This window comes from Kribbella sp. NPDC056345, assembly GCF_042262745.1.
Taxonomy (GTDB): domain Bacteria; phylum Actinomycetota; class Actinomycetes; order Propionibacteriales; family Kribbellaceae; genus Kribbella.
Map to the genome: position 1 here is coordinate 1,120,679 of NZ_JBHJQQ010000001.1, position 16,626 is coordinate 1,137,304.

The 16,626-nt window shown below is 68.2% G+C and carries 12 protein-coding genes; 6 read left to right on the forward strand and 6 right to left on the reverse strand.

Annotated features, from left to right (window positions below):
• The first annotated feature begins 14 nt into the window (after window positions 1-14).
• From ACFCV3_RS05070 to ACFCV3_RS05090, 5 genes are read left to right on the forward strand one after another with little or no spacing between them, the layout of a single operon-like run.
• Window positions 15-1,307, forward strand: coding sequence for an ABC transporter substrate-binding protein (locus ACFCV3_RS05070; RefSeq protein ID WP_376026210.1), 1,293 nt, complete (start codon window positions 15-17; stop codon window positions 1,305-1,307).
• Window positions 1,307-2,224, forward strand: coding sequence for a carbohydrate ABC transporter permease (locus ACFCV3_RS05075; protein WP_376026212.1), 918 nt, complete (start codon window positions 1,307-1,309; stop codon window positions 2,222-2,224). The genes ACFCV3_RS05070 and ACFCV3_RS05075 overlap by 1 nt, the downstream gene beginning before the upstream one ends.
• Window positions 2,221-3,033, forward strand: a complete 813-nt coding sequence (locus ACFCV3_RS05080) for a carbohydrate ABC transporter permease (protein ID WP_376026214.1) — start codon at window positions 2,221-2,223, stop codon at window positions 3,031-3,033. The genes ACFCV3_RS05075 and ACFCV3_RS05080 overlap by 4 nt, the downstream gene beginning before the upstream one ends.
• A gap of 6 nt (window positions 3,034-3,039) precedes the next feature.
• The gene (locus tag ACFCV3_RS05085; RefSeq protein ID WP_376026215.1) at window positions 3,040-3,960 is read left to right on the forward strand and encodes a carbohydrate kinase family protein; all 921 of its coding nucleotides are present in this window, start codon (window positions 3,040-3,042) and stop codon (window positions 3,958-3,960) included.
• Window positions 3,957-5,255, forward strand: a complete 1,299-nt coding sequence (locus tag ACFCV3_RS05090; RefSeq protein ID WP_376026216.1) for an alpha-glucosidase/alpha-galactosidase — start codon at window positions 3,957-3,959, stop codon at window positions 5,253-5,255. Before ACFCV3_RS05085 ends, ACFCV3_RS05090 begins: the two co-directional genes overlap by 4 nt.
• On the opposite strand, the gene ACFCV3_RS05095 is transcribed toward ACFCV3_RS05090, so the two are convergent.
• The 6 genes from ACFCV3_RS05095 to ACFCV3_RS05120 all read right to left on the reverse strand — a co-directional run bounded on the left by ACFCV3_RS05095 (window position 5,219) and on the right by ACFCV3_RS05120 (window position 15,579).
• Window positions 5,219-6,124 carry an NAD(P)H-dependent flavin oxidoreductase gene (locus ACFCV3_RS05095; RefSeq protein ID WP_376026217.1) on the reverse strand — a complete coding sequence of 302 codons (906 nt, stop codon included), beginning with the start codon at window positions 6,122-6,124 and terminating at the stop codon, window positions 5,219-5,221. The two genes, ACFCV3_RS05090 and ACFCV3_RS05095, sit on opposite strands and share 37 nt — an antisense overlap.
• 746 nt (window positions 6,125-6,870) lie before the next feature.
• On the reverse strand, window positions 6,871-9,801 hold the full coding sequence (gene secA / locus ACFCV3_RS05100; RefSeq protein ID WP_376026219.1) for a preprotein translocase subunit SecA: 2,931 nt from the start codon (window positions 9,799-9,801) through the stop codon (window positions 6,871-6,873).
• A gap of 184 nt (window positions 9,802-9,985) precedes the next feature.
• On the reverse strand, window positions 9,986-11,197 hold the full coding sequence (locus tag ACFCV3_RS05105) for a winged helix-turn-helix domain-containing protein (protein WP_376026220.1): 1,212 nt from the start codon (window positions 11,195-11,197) through the stop codon (window positions 9,986-9,988).
• Window positions 11,194-12,579 carry a BTAD domain-containing putative transcriptional regulator gene (locus tag ACFCV3_RS05110; RefSeq protein WP_376026221.1) on the reverse strand — a complete coding sequence of 462 codons (1,386 nt, stop codon included), beginning with the start codon at window positions 12,577-12,579 and terminating at the stop codon, window positions 11,194-11,196. Before ACFCV3_RS05110 ends, ACFCV3_RS05105 begins: the two co-directional genes overlap by 4 nt.
• Window positions 12,580-12,709: 130 nt before the next feature.
• Window positions 12,710-14,209: a BTAD domain-containing putative transcriptional regulator gene (locus ACFCV3_RS05115; protein WP_376026223.1), complete on the reverse strand. Its 1,500-nt coding sequence runs from the start codon at window positions 14,207-14,209 to the stop codon at window positions 12,710-12,712.
• A complete protein-coding gene (locus tag ACFCV3_RS05120; RefSeq protein ID WP_376026224.1) occupies window positions 14,206-15,579 on the reverse strand; it encodes a BTAD domain-containing putative transcriptional regulator in 1,374 nt (457 codons plus the stop codon). The genes ACFCV3_RS05115 and ACFCV3_RS05120 overlap by 4 nt, the downstream gene beginning before the upstream one ends.
• A gap of 182 nt (window positions 15,580-15,761) precedes the next feature.
• Here ACFCV3_RS05120 and ACFCV3_RS05125 point away from each other — a divergent pair, with 182 nt between their 5' ends.
• Entirely contained in the window at window positions 15,762-16,544 is a 783-nt protein-coding gene (locus ACFCV3_RS05125) for a hypothetical protein (RefSeq protein ID WP_376026226.1), read from the forward strand.
• Window positions 16,545-16,626 lie beyond the last annotated feature (82 nt).

The following is a 16,626-nucleotide window of genomic DNA, read 5'->3' on the forward strand; positions in this document are numbered from 1 at the left end:
CTCTGGAGACCGCTATGTCTCAGCATGCCCCTGTCCTGACCCGCCGCGGAGTCCTGCGCGTTGCCGCGGCGGTCACCGCCACCGGTGCACTTGCCGCGTGTGGGAAGACCGACGACCAGGCCACCGGCGGTGTCGTCGAGGTCGAGCTCTGGCACGGCCAGGTCGACACCGGCAAGGCCGCGATCGATGCCCTGATCAACGAGTTCAACCGGACCCATCCGGGGATCCGGGTGAACGGCGGTGGCGGCGGGGTCACGGCGGACAGCATGCTGCAGAAGGTCACCGCCGGTCTGGCGGCGGGGTCCTATCCGGATATCGCGTACATCTTCGGATCGGACCTCGCCAGCCTGACCCGCAGCCCGAAGATCGCCGACCTGTCCGGCGCTCTGCACCTCGACGACTACTGGCCGGCCGCGCGGGACTCGGTCACGGTCAAGGGCAAGATCCGCGCCGCTCCGGCTCTCCTCGACTCACTCTGCCTTGTCTACAACAAGAAACTCTTCGCCGCGGCCGGGCTGCCCGCGCCCAAGCCTGGCTGGACCTGGGACGACTTCATCAGTACTGCGAAGGCGCTCACCAACCCGGCCAAGGGCGTCTTCGGTACCGGCTGGCCGGGGGTCGGCGACGAGGACACGGTCTGGCGGCTGTGGCCGATGATCTGGGACCTCGGCGGCGATGTCGCCTCTTCGGACGGCAAGAAGGTTGCCTTCGATCAGGTCGGCGCCCAGGCACTCCGCACGCTCGAACGCCTGCGTACCGACAAATCCTTGTACGTCGACCCGAAGCCCGGCAGTGAGCAGCTCTACCAGGTGTTCCTGGGTGGCCGGATGGGCATGGTCGCGACCGGCCCTTGGCAGCTCCCCGACATCGCCGACAAGGGACTCGAGTACGGCGTGGTCCCGCTCCCGTCGTACTCCGGAAAGCCGGTGACGATCTCGGGGCCGGACACCTGGACGGTCTTCGACAACGGCAAGGCCAAGGTGAAGGCGGCGACCGAGTTCGTGAACTGGCTGATCCAGCCGCAGCAGGACATCAAGTGGGATGTCGAAGGCGGCAGCCTGCCGCTCAGCAAGGCGACCGCGGCCACCCCGGCGTGGACGAAGCACGCGACCGAGACGAACGGGCTGAAGGTCTTCGTGGACGCATTGGACTCGGCCCGGGTCCGCCCGACCATCACGGGGTACCCGAAGATCTCGCAGTTCCTCGGCGAGGCGATCGTCTCGGTCCTGCTCGGCAAGAAGAGCCCGGACGACGCGATCAAACAGGCCGTCGACCAGGCGAACGCCGTACTGGCAGTGCCGAACTGATGGCCAGCGTCGTCGGCACGTTCACTCTCGATCCGCGCACCAGGCCCAAGCGCCGGATCAGGAGTGAGAGCGCGACCGGGTGGGCGTTCGTCAGTCCGTCGGTGTTGCTCATCCTCGGCCTCAGCGTCGTACCGGTGGTGTGGTCGCTGCTGCTCTCGTTCCAGGTCAACGATCTGGTGTCGCCGAGCGAGTGGGTCGGGCTGGAGAACTACAGGGCGCTGGTGCAGGACCCGACCTTCGGCGCGGCGGTCAAGCACACGCTGCTCTACACCGTGCTCTACGTGCCGCTGAGCGTGGTCGGCGGGCTCGCGATCGCGATCGCCCTCGACCGGAAGATCAAGTTCATCGGGCTCTACCGGACACTCGTCTTCGTACCGTTCGTGGTGTCTGCGGCCGCGCAGGGTGTGCTGTTCTCCTTCGTGCTCGACCCCGAGTTCGGCGTCGCGAATTCGTTGCTGCACAAGCTCGGACTGCCCGCGCAGGGCTTCTTCAGCGATCCCGGTCAGGCGCTTCCGCTGCTGGTCGTGATCTCGTTGTGGAGCGGCACCGGCTTCTGCGTGATCGTCTATCTGGCGGGCCTGCAGGGGGTTTCGGCCGAGCTGGTCGAGGCTGCGCGGATCGACGGTGCGGGACGATTCGCCGTACTGCGCCATGTCGTCGTACCGGCGTTGTCACCGGTCACGGTGTTTCTGCTGCTCTTCCAGACCATCAACGCGTTGCAGCTGTTCGACCTCGTGTTCGTGACCACGAAGGGCGGGCCGCTCGGGTCGACGACGGTGATCGTGTACTTCATCTGGGAGAAGGCGTTCAAGAGCTTCACCGCCGGCTACAGCGCGGCCGCGGCGTACGCGCTGGCCGTTGCCCTGCTGGTGATCGGGATTGCTCTGCAGATCTCGCGGCGACGGGCCGCCCGATGAAGCGACCTAGCGCCTGGCATCTCGTGCTTGCTCCGCTGGCGTTGTTGTTCGCGTTGCCGTTGGTGTGGCTGCTGCTGAGCTCGGTGATGAGCAACGCGGAGATCAATCGGTTTCCACCTGCGCTCATCCCGTCGCGGATCGATCTGGGCGGTTACCGGTATGTGCTCGGCAACGCGTTGTTCCCGCGCTGGTTCGTGAACTCGATGATCGTTTCGGCGGTCGCGGTGACGGCCAACCTGGTGCTCGGTTCGCTTGGCGGGTACGCGTTCGCGCGGATCCGGTTCGCCGGGTCGAAGGTTGTGCTCGGGATGATGCTGGCCACGATGGTGATCCCGTTCCAGCTGACGATGATCCCGACGTTCCTGGTGATGAAGCGGCTGGGACTGATCGACACCCTCGGCGCGCTGATCGTGCCGTCGCTGGTGACGCCGCTGGCGGTGTTCCTGTTCCGGCAGTTCTTCGTCAGCCTTCCGCGGGAGCTCGAGGAGGCGGCCGTGATCGACGGCTGCGGGCGGCTCCGGATCCTGGTGTCGATCGTGCTGCCGCTGGCTCGGCCGGCGCTGAGCACGGTCGCCGTCCTGACCTTCCTGGCCACCTGGAACGACTTGACCTGGCCACTGATCGCGATCAACACCGATACCAACTACACCCTCCAGCTCGGACTGACCACCTTCCAAGGCCAGCACCACACCCAGTGGGCGGCGGTGATGGCGGGCAACGTCATCACGGTGCTGCCGGTCCTGCTCGGGTTTCTGCTGGCCCAGAAGGCGTTCATCCGCTCGCTGGCCTCAACCGGACTCAAAGGCTAATCCCTCATGACATATGACTTGTTAGTGATCGGCGACGCGAATCCCGATGTGGTTGTCGGGCCCGTCGACCAGCCGATCCTCTTCGGCCAACGGGAACGGCTCGTTCCCCATGGCGCACTGCTGCTCGGCGGCTCGGCCGCGATCATGGCGTGTGGCGCGGCCCGACTGGGGCTGCGCGTCGCCTTCGTCGGCCGGGTCGGCGCCGATGCGGCCGGCGACTTCGTCCGTACGGCGCTCGCCGGGCGCGGGGTGGATGTGTCGGCGATGATCGTGGACCCTTCGTTGCCGACGGCACTCACCACGGTCCTGACGTCGGGCGACGACCGCGCGATGATCACCTCCCCCGGGTGCCTGCCGGCCACCACGGCGAACGACGTACCGACTGCTCTGCTGCGATCGGTGCGGCACGTGCACGCGTCGTCGTTCTATCTGATGCCCGAGCTGGCGGCTGGCCTCGCGGGGTTGTTCAAGGAGGCCAAGGCTGCGAAGGCGACCACTTCGCTGGATCCGAACGACGACCCGTCCGAACGCTGGGACCGGATGGTCCTCGACCCGGTGTTGCGCGTCACCGACTACTTCCTGCCGAACGCTAGTGAGGCACAGCAGCTCACCGGACATCCGTCGACCAGGGAGGCGGCTGGGATCTTGGCTCGGCGCGGTCCGCTGGTGGTGGTGAAGGACGGCGCCTCCGGCGCGCTGGCGCACGACGGGGCCAAGGTGCTGAAGGCTCCGGCGTTGCAGGTCCCGTTCGTCGACGCGGTCGGGGCTGGGGACAGTTTCGATGCCGGCTTCGTCACTGCCCGGCTGAACGGGTTCGGGCGTGAGCGGGCGCTGACGATCGCGGCCGCGTGCGGCTCGCTGTCGACTCGTGCTGCTGGGGGCACCGCTGCCCAGGCCGACTGGGATCTAGCGCTGGGGAGCGTATGACGACCAAGATTGTCTTTATCGGTGCGGGCAGCGTCGTGTTCACGCAGGGGCTGCTGGCGGATCTGTTCGCGTTGGACCTCGGGCCGGTGCACATCGCCTTGCACGACATCGATCCGGAGCGACTCGACACGGCGGCCGGGGCGGCGTCGTACATCGCCTCGACGCGTGGCGTGACACCGCGGATCACCGCGCATCTGGATCGGCGGGCCGCTTTGGACGGCGCGGACTTCGTGATCAACATCGTCCAGGTCGGGATGAACGCGGCCACCCGGATCGATTTCGAGATCCCGGCCCGGTACGGCGTTCGGCAGACGATCGGGGACACACTCGGGGTCGGTGGGGTGTTCCGGGCGCTGCGGACGTTCCCGGTGCTTCGTGAGCTGGCCACGGATATCGCCGAGGTCTGCCCGGACGCGTGGCTGCTGAACTACACCAATCCGATGGCGATGAACGTCTGGTACCTGCATGCGCTCGGGCTGCAGAAGGTTGTCGGCCTGTGCCACTCGGTCTACTGGACGATGCATGACCTGTCCGCGCTGGTCGGCGTACCGCTGGATGAGGTGAACTACCTCGCGGCGGGGGTGAACCATCAGGCCTGGGTGCTGCGGTTCGAGCGGGATGGCGTGAATCTGTACGACCGGCTGGACGAAGTCATCGATGCGGATCCGGAGCTGCGGCGGCGGGTGCGGGTGGACATGTACCGGCGGCTCGGGTTCTATCCGACCGAGACGAGTGAGCATTCGTCGGAGTACGTGCCGTGGTACCTCCAGCATTCGTCGGAGATTTCGCGGCTGCGGCTGCCGGTCGGGGCTTATCTCGGGATCGTCGAGGAGAACCTGGCGTCGTACGAGCGGACTCGGGATGCGCTGAAGGCCGGGGAGCCGGTGCCGGTCGAGGGGACGATGGAGTACGCGCCGCAGATCATCCACAGCATGGTCACCGGGACGCCGCGGACGATCTACGGGAACGTGCCGAACACTGGTCTAATCAGCAACCTGCCGAGCGGTTCGGTGGTCGAGGTTCCTTGCCTGGTTGACGGTCTGGGGGTGCAGCCAACCGCGGTCGGGGCGCTGCCTGCTCAGCTGGCTGGTTTGAACAAGGGATATCTGAACGTCGCCGAGCTGGTGGTGCGGGCGGCGATCGAGGAGGACCCGCGGTCGATCCGGCAGGCAGTGATGGCCGACCCGGCGACCGCGGCAGCCCTACCCGTTGAGCAGATCTGGGCGTTGTGCGACGAACTGGTCGATGCCCACCGCAACTACTTGGCGCCGCCGTTGAGAGCGGCCCTCAGATAGTCCCGGTAGCCCGCGAAGCCGTCGAGAACCTCGGCGGCCGTGGGCCTGCCGGTGATCGCACCGACGCCTTGACCGGCGTAGATCGAGGCTTTGGTGACGTCCTTTGCCTTCGTTCCCTCGACGTACTGGGTGTGACCGGCGTCGTCGGTCTTGAGCTCCTGCTCGCGGCCTTCCCACTGATCGAAGTAGGCGTTCCGCAGGGCCCGGCCGCCGAACTCATCGGGCCAACCGGCGCGTGACGCCGCGTCGAAGACCGTGCCGTAGACGGTGTCGGTCTCGTCCGCCTCGATCACCCGCTGGGCTATGGGGTCGGTGGTCAAACCCTCGACGCAGGTGAGGAACGCCGTACCGATCCAACCGCCCGCTGCACCAGCAGCCAGTACGGCGGCCAGCCCGCGCGGCCCGGAGATCCCGCCACCGGCTAGCACGGGGAGGTCTGTCAGCTCGAGGATCGCCTGGAGGAGGGGGAGCGTTCCGACCGCGTTGCGCCCGTGTCCGCCGGCCTCGGCACCACGGGCGACGATGACATCCACACCGGCGTCGATCGCCTCGCGGGCGTCCGCGACGGTACCGGCCTGCGTGGCAACGACAATCCCCTGCTGCTGCAGAGGTTCGACGTACTGACCGTAGTCTCCGAAGCTGAGCGAGACGAGCGCCGGCTTCAACTCCAGCACAGCCTCCAAATGCTCCGGCCGCTCCTTCACCGACCAGGCCATCAACCCAACCCCATACGGCCTGCCGCCGGCTGCCGCGACCGCACCCTCGGTCCGGATCCACTCAGCACTCACCGCCGACCCGGCCCCCAACATCCCCAGTCCCCCAGCAGCCGAGATCGCCGCAGTCAGCCTGCCCCCACTCACATTAGCCATCGGCGCCCCCACCACGGGAACCGTCACCCCAAACCTCTCCTCCAGCCACATACCCCCAACACACCACACTCCCCACCCCAACCGCCATATCCCACACCGCACCCCGCCTATGCCCCCCGCTCCGGGCACGCGCGCTCCTTCGTCGCGTGCTCCGCCCGTTCGCCCCACCCACCCCTTCCACGCGGCTGCCGCCGCTTCCTTGCGAGAGCAGTTGCGGGGTGCCGTTCATTCGCCACCGCCGCCGCTAAGCCCGCTCCTTCGTCGCGTGCACGCGGCTTGCTGCACCGCGGTGAGCGGGACGGGTCCGAGCCGGTGAGCCAGACCGGGGCTGGCGTAGTTGCGGGCGGGGCGTGCGGCTCGGCTGCACCGGCGGGTGGGCGGCGCTGGACTCGCGGCGTGCGGCTCGGCTGCACCGGCGGGTGGCGCGCGGCGTGCGGCTCGGCTGGACGGGCTCGGCTGCACCGGGCGGCGTGCGGACCGCCAGCGCTCCACAATTGCTCCCGGCGAGAGCCCTCACGCCTGACCGCACCGGCCAAACCGCAATTGTGGAGTACTGCAGGTCCGCCTAGTCACGCTGAGCTTGCCGGTCCACACCACGGCGAGCGGACCCGGGCCGCCGCTCCCCGGCGGCCCTGCCCTCGCAACCCGGTACAGGCGAGCCGCGTGCACGCGACGGAGGGGCGCGCGCGCCCGGAGCGGGGGCATGCCAAAGGCCGGTCCCGAAGGACCGGCCTTGGTGTCGTGCGTCAGAACTTGTAGGCGTCTGAGGTGGGGTCGCCGTGGCAGCGCTTGTACTTCTTGCCGGAGCCGCAGGGGCAGGCGACGTTGCGGGGGGTGCCGGCGTAGAGGAGGGCGCCCTCGTCTACGGCGTCGCCCATGACCGAGACCTCGTCGTCGCCGTCGATGGTGGGGGCCGAGTAGGTGAGGCGTTGGGGCTTCTTGTCGCCGGTGAGGCCCTTGGCCCGCAGGCGCGGGGTGTCGCGGGGGCGCACCTCGTCCTGGACGCGGCCGGGGAACTCGGCGACGGGGGCGCCGGGGGTGAGGATGTCCTCGACCCGGCGGCCTTCGAGGCCCACACCGTCCAGGTCCAGGTTGACGCCGGCCGCTTCCGCCTGGGCGGCGGCGGCCATCTCGGCCTGCATGGCCTCGATGTCGACCTCGACGTTGAAGATGAAGGCGACCGACTCTTCCTTGATCGACTCCATCATGGTGGCGAACATGTCGTAGCCCTCGCGCTGGTACTCGACCAGCGGGTCGCGCTGCGCCATCGCGCGCAGGCCGATGCCCTCGCGCAGGTAGTCCATCTCGTAGAGGTGCTCGCGCCACTTGCGGTCCAGCACGCTCAGCACGACCCGGCGCTCGAGCTCGCGCATCGCGTCCTCGCCCAGCAGCTGCTCGCGCCGCTCGTAGGCCTCCTGGGCGTCGGCGATGAAGCGCTCGACCAGGAAGTCCGAGGTCAGGCCGGACCGCTCGCCGCCGGCCTCCTCGACCAGGATCTCTTCGGTCAGCTCGGTCGAGTACAGCGTCTTCATCGCGGTGAACAGGGCGTCCAGGTCCCAGTCCTCGGCGAAACCGTCGGCGGTCGCGCCCTGGACGTAACCGGTGACGGTCTCCTCGAGCATGTCCGACACCTGCTCGCGCAGGTTCGCGCCCTCGAGCACCCGGCGGCGCTCGTCGTACACGACGTGCCGCTGACGGTTCATCACGTCGTCGTACTTGAGGATGTTCTTCCGGGTCTCGAAGTTCTGCGACTCGACCTGGGACTGGGCCGACGCGATCGCCTTGGTGACGATCTTGTTCTCCAGCGGCTGGGTGTCGTCGTCGTTGCGCGACATCGCCCAGTCGACCATCTCGCGCTTGAACAGGCGCATCAGGTCGTCCTCGAGGGACAGGTAGAACCGGGACTTGCCCGGGTCGCCCTGACGGCCGGCGCGACCGCGCAGCTGGTTGTCGATCCGGCGGGACTCGTGCCGCTCGGTGCCCAGCACGTACAGGCCGCCGGCCTCGCGGACCTCGACCTGCTCGTCCTTGACCTGCTTCTCGAACCGCTCGAGGACGGCCGGGTACTCCGCCTCGTACTGCTCCGGGAACTCGGCCGGGTCGATCCCGCGGGACCGCAGGTCCTTGTCGGCCAGGTGCTCGGGGTTACCGCCGAGGATGATGTCCGTACCACGACCGGCCATGTTGGTGGCCACCGTGACCGCGCCCTTGCGCCCGGCCTCGGCGACGATCGCGGCCTCCCGCGCGTGCTGCTTCGCGTTCAGCACCTCGTGCGCGATGTTCTCCTTGCGGAGCTGCGCGGACAGCCGCTCGGACTTCTCGACGCTGGTCGTACCGACCAGGATCGGCTGCCCGGTCGCGTGCACCTCGACGATGTCCTTGACCACCGCGTCGAACTTGGCGTCCTCGGTGCGGTAGATCAGGTCCCGCTCCTCGACCCGGATCATCGGCTTGTTGGTCGGGATCGGCACCACGCCGAGACCGTAGACCTTGGAGAACTCGGCCGCCTCGGTCATCGCCGTACCGGTCATACCGGCCAGCTTGCTGTACAGGCGGAAGTAGTTCTGCAGGGTGATCGTCGCGAGGGTCTGGTACTCCTCCTTGATCTCGACGCCTTCCTTGGCCTCGATCGCCTGGTGGAGTCCCTCGTTGTAGCGGCGGCCGTGCAGCGTCCGGCCGGTGTGCTCGTCGACGATCAGCACCTCGTTGTCGACGACCACGTAGTCCTTGTCCTTGCGGAACAGGTCCTTGGCCTTCAGCGCGTTGTTCAGGTAGCTGATCAGCGGGGTGTTGGCCGACTCGTACAGGTTGTCGATCCCGAGCCGGTCCTCGACCTTCTCGATGCCGCGCTCGAGGATGGCCACGGTGCGCTTCTTCTCGTCGACCTCGTAGTCGGCGACCGGGCGCTGCTCCTCGGGGACCTTGTCGTCGGCGATCCGCGGCTTCAGCACGGTGGCGATCTTGGCCATCTCGACGTACCAGCGCTGGGAGTCCTCGGCCGGTCCGGAGATGATCAGCGGGGTCCGGGCCTCGTCGACCAGGATCGAGTCCACCTCGTCCACGATCGCGTAGTTGTGCTCGCGCTGGACGCAGTCCTCGATACTGGAGGCCATGTTGTCGCGCAGGTAGTCGAAGCCGAACTCGTTGTTCGTGCCGTAGGTGATGTCCTTGGAGTAGGACACCCGGCGCTCGGCCGGGGACATGTCCGGCAGGATCACGCCGTAGTCGAGGCCGAGGAAGTGGTACACCCGGCCCATCCACTCCGCCTGGAACTTGGCCAGGTAGTCGTTCACCGTGACCACGTGCACGCCCTTGCCGGACAGTGCGTTCAGGTACGTCGGCAGGGTACCGACCAGGGTCTTGCCCTCACCGGTCTTCATCTCGGCGATGTTGCCCAGGTGCAGCGCCGCGCCACCCATGATCTGGACGTCGTAGTGACGCTGGTGCAGGGTCCGCTTGGCGGCCTCCCGGACCACGGCGAAGGCCTCCGGGAGCAGCGCGTCCAGCGACTCGCCGTTGCTGTGGCGTTCCTTGAACTCCGCGGTCTGGCCCCGCAACTCCTCGTCGGTCATCCCGACGAAGTCGTCCTCGATGGAGTTGACCACTTTCGCGATGCCCTGGAGCTGACGCAGGATCTTGCCTTCGCCGATCCGCAGGACCTTGTCGATCACCTTCATGGTGGGGAGTTCTCTCCTTGCTGCTGTCGCCTGGATGCGGCCGATGCCGACGGGCACAGCCGGCCCACTGGAACGGCGTGCGCCCCCCATCGTACGGGGCCAGGTGTGCCAAGCCACGCCCGCAGCGTGCCCTCGCCCGTAACACACCCACGCTCAGGCGTGCCCGAAAGTTCCCGTTGCCCCGTCAAGAACCTCGCAGGGCGTCACTGAGCGCTGGCGAAAGGTCACCGCCACCGGCCACCCGGACCTGGTCCAGCCCCAGCCAGCCGGCCAGCTGGACCAGCTCGGCAGCCAGCTCCTCAGCGGTCTCGGGCGGCGCCTTGGGCTCCGCGTGGGCTGACTGGACCAGCAGTACGCCGCCCGCCCGGTCCGCCTTCAGGTCGACCCGAGCCACCAGTTTGTCGCCGAGCAGGAACGGCAGCACGTAGTACCCGTGGATGCGTTTCTCGGCCGGGACGTAGATCTCGATGCGGTAGCGGAAGTCGAACAGGACCTCCCCGCGGGTCCGCTCGAACACGAGCGAGTCGAACGGGCTGACCAGGGCCCGCGTGTTCACCCGCCGCGGCAGCCGCGCATCCCGGTGCAGGTACGCCGGGCGCTTCCATCCGTCGATCTGGACCGGCAGCAGCTCCCCCTCCTCCACCAACTCCGCGATCGCCTGCGCGGTCGGAGCAGGCGACGTACGGAAGTAGTCCTTCAGGCACTGAGCGGTCGCTACCCCGTGCGCCCGAGCTGCGATCGACACCAACCCGCGGTGCGCCTCGTCCAGGGTCGGTGTCGGGGTTTCGAGCACTGCCTGCGGCAGCACCCGCTCCGGTACGTCGTACTCCCGCTCGAACTGCTGGTTCCGCCGAGCCACCGTGACCTCGCCGGCGAAGAACAAGAACTCCAGCGCTCGCTTCACGTCCGACCAGTTCCAGCCCCAGTTCTCCTTGGACCGCTCCACGTCGTCGTCGATCTGCCGCGCCGTCAGCGGACCGTGCTCCCGGACATCGGCCAGCACCTGCTTGACCAGATCCGGTCGCTCCTTGGCGATCGACCGCGGCCCACCCCAGGCCTCCAGGGCAGCCCGGTCCATCCGCCACCGCATCAACGGGTGCGTCTCGACCGGGATCAGCGACGCCTCGTGCGCCCAGTACTCCACCAGTCGCCGCGGTGCCTTCCCCGATGCCTTGTCGAGCAGGGTCCGCGGATACGGCCCGAGCCGCGAGTACAGCGGCAGGTACTGCGCGCGGCTCAACACGTTCACCGAGTCGATCTGCAGCAGCCCGATCCGGCCCAGCACCCGGCTGAGCGCTCGCGCGTCGGGAACACCCTTCGGCCGCGGGTCCATGAACCCCTGGGCAGCCAACGCCACCCGCCTCGCCTGGGCCGTCGACATCACCTGGGTATTCATGGCATGGGATTCTGCCTGGCCCCACCGACAGAATTCTGCGGCGGCAGGATCAGCACCCGATCGCGCAGATCGTCGGTGACGGTCAGGATGCCGCGAGTCTCGAGTTCCTCGACCCTCGTCAACGGCGGCCAGAGCCGTTGCTGCAGGATCCGCGCGGCCACTTCCGGCGTAACACCCGGCAGGGTGGCGAGCACCTCGGCCGGGGCGCCGTTCAGCTCGACCAGTCCGCCGTCGTCCGTTCCGAGCCTGAGATCCGGCCGGCCGACACCTGCTCGCCGTACCGCCTCTGCGTCGTAGTTCGCGTACCGGCGCCAGCCCTCCCGGATCCGTGCGGCTGCTCTGGTTCGTTCGCGGTACGGCCACCAGGTCCGCGGCCACCACCGGCGATGTGGCGCGAGCAGGGTGGCCAGCAAGTGCCCGATCGATACCAGGATCAGCGGACTGGAGAGCAGGAAGGCGCCAGTCGAGTCAGAAGAGACGTACAGAACGCCGGGGACGGCGTAGACGGCAGCGGCGAGCAGCAGCGACCATCTGCGCCGAGTAATCGCCAGGGCCACGAAGGCAACGGACCCGCCGATGCCGCAGGTGATGACCGGCAGGAGCGCAGCGAGCACCGCCCGGGCGACCACCTCCGGCTGCCGGACCGGAGGCTCCGGCCGGGGCGCACGTTGCAGGTCCGTGGCTGCGACAGGCAGCATCAGCAGCGGGTCGAAGTTGACCATCCGTGCCCAGAGGGCTTTGAGCGCGAGCGACGGCAGGGCCTGGTGGGCTGAATCCAGCCTCGTCCGGTAGTCGTCGTACTCCGTCAAGGCCTGCGGCTGGCGGCCAACGCGGTACAGAGCGACCATCAGCGCGGCCCTGATCCGCTCCCGCAGCGGGTACTGAGCGGTCAGCGCGGACAGCTCAGGCAACACCTCCTCATGCCGCCCGGCGGCCAGCTCGACCTCGTACATGTCCTCGAGCGCAGCGATCCGCACCCCGTCGAGCCAGTGGCGGGCTCTGTCGAACAGCGGCCCGTGCAGACCGGCCAGCGGCTCTCCACGCCAGTTGGCCAGCGCGGCCCGATAGGCCTCCGCCGACTGTTCCCGCTGGTCGCGGTCACGCAGCTTGCGGGCTTCGGCCAGCCTGTCCTCGAACCGGAAGAGGTCCAGCTCCGCTCGCTCCAGGCAGAGCATGGGCCTGCCGTCGCTGAGCTCGATGAGGGCACCGTCGACGCCCGGCAGTCGATGCGGGTCGACGAGATCGCGCAGCTCCTCGAGCAGGACCTGCAACTGTTCAGGACCGTCGAGTGGTCCGGCCTCGATGAGCCTGCTGACATCTACCGGTGTGTTGGGATGCAACAGCAACAGCGCGAGCACCCGTTGCCGTTGTGAACCTTCCACCTCGACACGGCTCCCCCGCCGCCGGACGACGAGCGGCCCCAGGATTCCGTACTGTGCCGCGGCCGGACGAACACCTTGCATCGATCCCCCAGGTCCGATCCCGAACCCGGAGTGTACGGCTCCCAGCAGCTCACTCAGCCGCAGGCGGAAGGATCACCAGGAACGTCGCCACTGCTTCGGGGAGTGGCGCAGGGAAGAGGCCGCGGGCGACGAGGTCGTCGAGCGTGCTGAAAGGGCCCCGCTCGTCGCGACTGGCGACGATCAGGGCGGCGTGCTGAGCAGTGACGCCGGGGATCCGCGTGAGGACGCCGGCCGGTACTTCGTTCGGGTCGATCAGGCCGCCGTCGTCGTACTCACGGTGCAGGTGCGGGAGCCCGATGCCGAGACTGCGGGCGAACGCCGGGTCGCGGTCCAGAACCTGACGGGCCCGGACACGCTGGTCCAGGGCGGCCAGGCCGCGGAGGCGCCGTACAGAGACTGGGGCGACGGTGAGACCGAGGTGGATCGCGCTGGCCACCAGGGAGAGCACCATCAGGAGCAGACCGATGGTATTGATCGCACTGATCTGGTCCGCCTTGCCGAGCAGGGCGAGGACGCCTCCGAGCAGCCAGGAGAACAGGTAGCCTGCGCCGATCAAGCGGAGGAACCGGTTGTGCCGCAGGTATGCCACTACGAGCATCAGCACGCCACCGCCGAGACCGAAGGTGGCGACGGTGATGAGGACGGCGACGGTCTTCATCAGGGCGCGGCCGAGCAGGTTGCGCTGGGGTGGGATCAGATCGGACATGCCGATCGGCCAGCCGCGTCCCAGCGACCAGTCACGTCCACCGCGGAGCAAGGTCTGGGTGGTGGTCGTGGATCGCTGCCCAGCAGGGATCAGATCTGGGTCGTTGGCCGAGATCCGCGCTTGGAGCTGCTGCAGTTCCGGACCGGGCTCGACGCCGTACTCCTCGACCAGCTGGTCATGCAGATCCCGGTACGCCGCCAATGCGTCGTCGGATCGTCCGGTGCGGTGCAGGGCGAGCATCTGTACGCCGCGCAGCCGTTCCCGGAGCGGGAAGGCCTGGGCGAGTGCGGAGAGCTCTGCGGTGAGCGGCTCATGATGACCGAGCTCCAGCTCGATCTCGGCGCGGTCCTCGATCGCACCGGCACGCAGCTCGGTCAGGTGGCGACGAGCTTCGTCGAACACCGGACCGGTGAGTCCTTCGAACGGTTCACCGCGCCACAGGCTCAACGCCCGACGTAGTTGCTCGGAAGCCTCCACCGGCCCAAGCGCCCGAGCTGATTGGACCTGTGCCTCGAAGTCGTCGGTATCCAAGCCACCTGCGGGCACGGCCACCCGATAGCCACCCGCTTCCAGAACGAGCAGCTCACCGGAGCTCCGGGGTGCCCGGTCCGGTTCCAGCACGCGTCGCAGTCCTGCGACGTACTTCTGTACGACGTTGGTCCCGTTGACAGGTGGCTCGTCGGGCCAGACCGCAGCGATGATCCGTGCAGTCGGGACCACCTGGTTCGGGGTGGCCAGCAGGGTCGCGAGGACGGCCTGCTGTTTGGCAGGCCCCAGCTGCAGCTCTTCCCGCCCACGGGTCACTCGCAAAGGCCCGAGAACCTCGAACCGGACTGCACTCACCGGCGCTCCTCCCTGGGGGCGTCCTGGACTGGGATCACAAGTACGACGTCAGCGATCTGCCGTGGCACCGGCCAGGGGAACATACCCCGTGCGGCTGCGTCCTCGAGCGACCGGAACGGCCCCCGCGCGTTGCGCTCGGCCAGAATCAGCGCCGCGTGCTCGGGTGGAACTCCCGGCAGCGTACGCAGAACCTGCTCCGGGGCGCTGTTCAGATCGACCAGCACGCGCTGCGATTCCACCGTGGGGGCTCGGCCCGGGACGAGCAGCGCCACCTGAATGCCACCCACCACTGTGCTCACCAGGAGGGCGCCTAGCCCCACAGCGTCGATCAGGATGAAGTCCTCGGAGTCGGCCCGCTTGTCAGCGTAGACAAACCAGCCGACGGTGGTCACGAGGTAGCCGACTGCAGCCAGGCCCAGCTTCCAGCTACGGCGCTGTACGGCGAGGAGCGCCACCATCGGTGGGGTAGCCATGCCCATGGTGCACGGCGGCAGCAGAGCCGCAACCGCCTTCAGGGCCCAGCCCTTCCAGCCCAGTGGGCGCTTTGCCGTCCGATCCGGCCAGTAGCCCACCAAGTGCTCGGCCTGGAAGACAGGCGGAGCCGTTACGCTGGTAGCCATGGGCGCGGCCTGCAGGATCTGACTGTGGGCCGCCTGGAGCTCCGGGCTCGGCCTCCCGTCGAGGAGCTCCAGAGCCTGCTGATAGGACGTGAGGGCCTCGGCTTGGCGGCCGGTGCGGTACAGCGCGAGCAGGTGGACCGCACGGAGTCGCTGACGGAGGGGGTACTCGCCGATCAGTCGGGAAAGCTCCGGCAGCAGGGCCTGCTCACGGCCTTGGTGGAGCTCCAGCTCGGCCCACTCCTCCAGAGCCGCGGCACGGTCCTCAGCGAGCTGTGTGCGCATCGCAGCGAAATAGCTACCCGCCAGCCCGGCCAGCGGCTCGGACCGCCACAGTGCGAGAGCGGTCCGGACCTCGGAGGTCGCTTCGGCGAGCTGACCGCGCGCACGCAACCGACGGGCCTCGGCGACATGCTCGATGAACACGTCCAGATCTGAGCTACCTGGCGGGACCAGCAGCCGGTAACCGGTCGGAGTGAGTTCGAGCAGCTGTCCGGCCGCCCGCGGTAACCGGTCCGGTTCCAGGGTCCGGCGCAGCCCGGCGATGTACTTCTGGACCACGTTGGCGCCGTTTGCCGGCGGGTCGTCACCCCACACCTGGTCGACGATCTCCCGTGCCGGCACGGCGCGGTTCGCGGCGAGCAGCAGTGCCGCCAGAACCGCCTGCTGCCGAGCGGGGCCCAGGTCGAGCTCCTGGCGGCCCCGATACGCCCGCAACGGCCCGAGCAGCTCGAACCGGACGGCGTCCTCCACCGGCGCAGTCTATCCGGGCTGGAGGGCTCCACCAGACCGGAATGACGGCCCCTCTGCCGTCCGGCGGCAGCGGAACGGCAGTGATCCGCAGCGAGACCGCAGCTCACCGCAGAGCGGCTCACCCACAGTGGAAATCGGGACGCCGGCCGACCGGGCCGCCGTACGAGAGAAAGCACATCACCATGTCCTTCCCCTGGATCCGCACCATTGCCGCGACCGCACTCATCGCCGTGGGCACCACCGCCTGCGGCACCGACTCGAAGCCGCTGAGCCAGAGCTCGCCAACACCGACCACCTCGACGAAAGCCCCATCGCCAACACCAACCCCCACACCGACGCCCACCGGGGTCGCGCACCTGAATGCCGCGGCCCTGTTCGCCAAAGCCAGGTCGGTCGTCCTAGCGGCCGACAGCGTCCGGGTGCGCGGCTCGTGGGTCGATGCGGGTGAGAAGACCGCGATGGACATCCATCTGACCAAGACCGGCGGACAGGGCACCTTCAGCATCGACGGCAACCCGATGGGGATCATCGTCATCGGTAGGACCGCGTACGTGCAGCTCAGTGAGAAGTTCCTCCGGGCCCAGGGCAAGGCGGAGAAGGATTCGCCGGCCGAGATCGACGCAGGCGTCGAACTGCTCAAGGGCCGGTGGGTCAAGGTGACCGCGAAGGCCAGCGAATTCCAGGACATGATCGACCTCGTCAACCGCGACACCTTCGTCAAGAGCATCTTCCAGCCGTCCGGGAAGCTGACGAAGAAGCCGCAGAAGACGGTCGACGGTGTCGCCTCGATCGGGCTGTCCGACGGCGAGGGCACGCTGTGGGTGGACAGCCGCACCGCCAGGCCGGTGCGGATCGAGCTGGGGACCAACGGTGAGTCCCTCGGGTTCAGCGACTACGACCGGCTGAAGGCACCGAAGGCACCGGCTCCCGACCGCGTGATCGATGGGAAGAAGCTGGGTATCTGACCGGTCATAACTCCGGTATTACCGCAAGTGAGAGGTGCGCTACCTCCGGTAGCCGGGAGAGGGTCAGCCTGGAGGTCGTGCC

Bases quoted from the DNA above. Each gene is read 5' to 3' on its own strand.
- secA (WP_376026219.1), bottom strand. From the start codon at position 9,801: ATGAAGGTGATCGACAAGGTCCTGCGGATCGGCGAAGGCAAGATCCTG.
- ACFCV3_RS05105 (WP_376026220.1), bottom strand. From the start codon at position 11,197: ATGAATACCCAGGTGATGTCGACGGCCCAGGCGAGGCGGGTGGCGTTG.
- ACFCV3_RS05075 (WP_376026212.1), top strand. From the start codon at position 1,307: ATGGCCAGCGTCGTCGGCACGTTCACTCTCGATCCGCGCACCAGGCCC.
- ACFCV3_RS05095 (WP_376026217.1), bottom strand. From the start codon at position 6,124: ATGGCTAATGTGAGTGGGGGCAGGCTGACTGCGGCGATCTCGGCTGCT.
- ACFCV3_RS05090 (WP_376026216.1), top strand. From the start codon at position 3,957: ATGACGACCAAGATTGTCTTTATCGGTGCGGGCAGCGTCGTGTTCACG.
- ACFCV3_RS05085 (WP_376026215.1), top strand. From the start codon at position 3,040: ATGACATATGACTTGTTAGTGATCGGCGACGCGAATCCCGATGTGGTT.
- ACFCV3_RS05080 (WP_376026214.1), top strand. From the start codon at position 2,221: ATGAAGCGACCTAGCGCCTGGCATCTCGTGCTTGCTCCGCTGGCGTTG.
- ACFCV3_RS05125 (WP_376026226.1), top strand. From the start codon at position 15,762: ATGTCCTTCCCCTGGATCCGCACCATTGCCGCGACCGCACTCATCGCC.
- ACFCV3_RS05070 (WP_376026210.1), top strand. From the start codon at position 15: ATGTCTCAGCATGCCCCTGTCCTGACCCGCCGCGGAGTCCTGCGCGTT.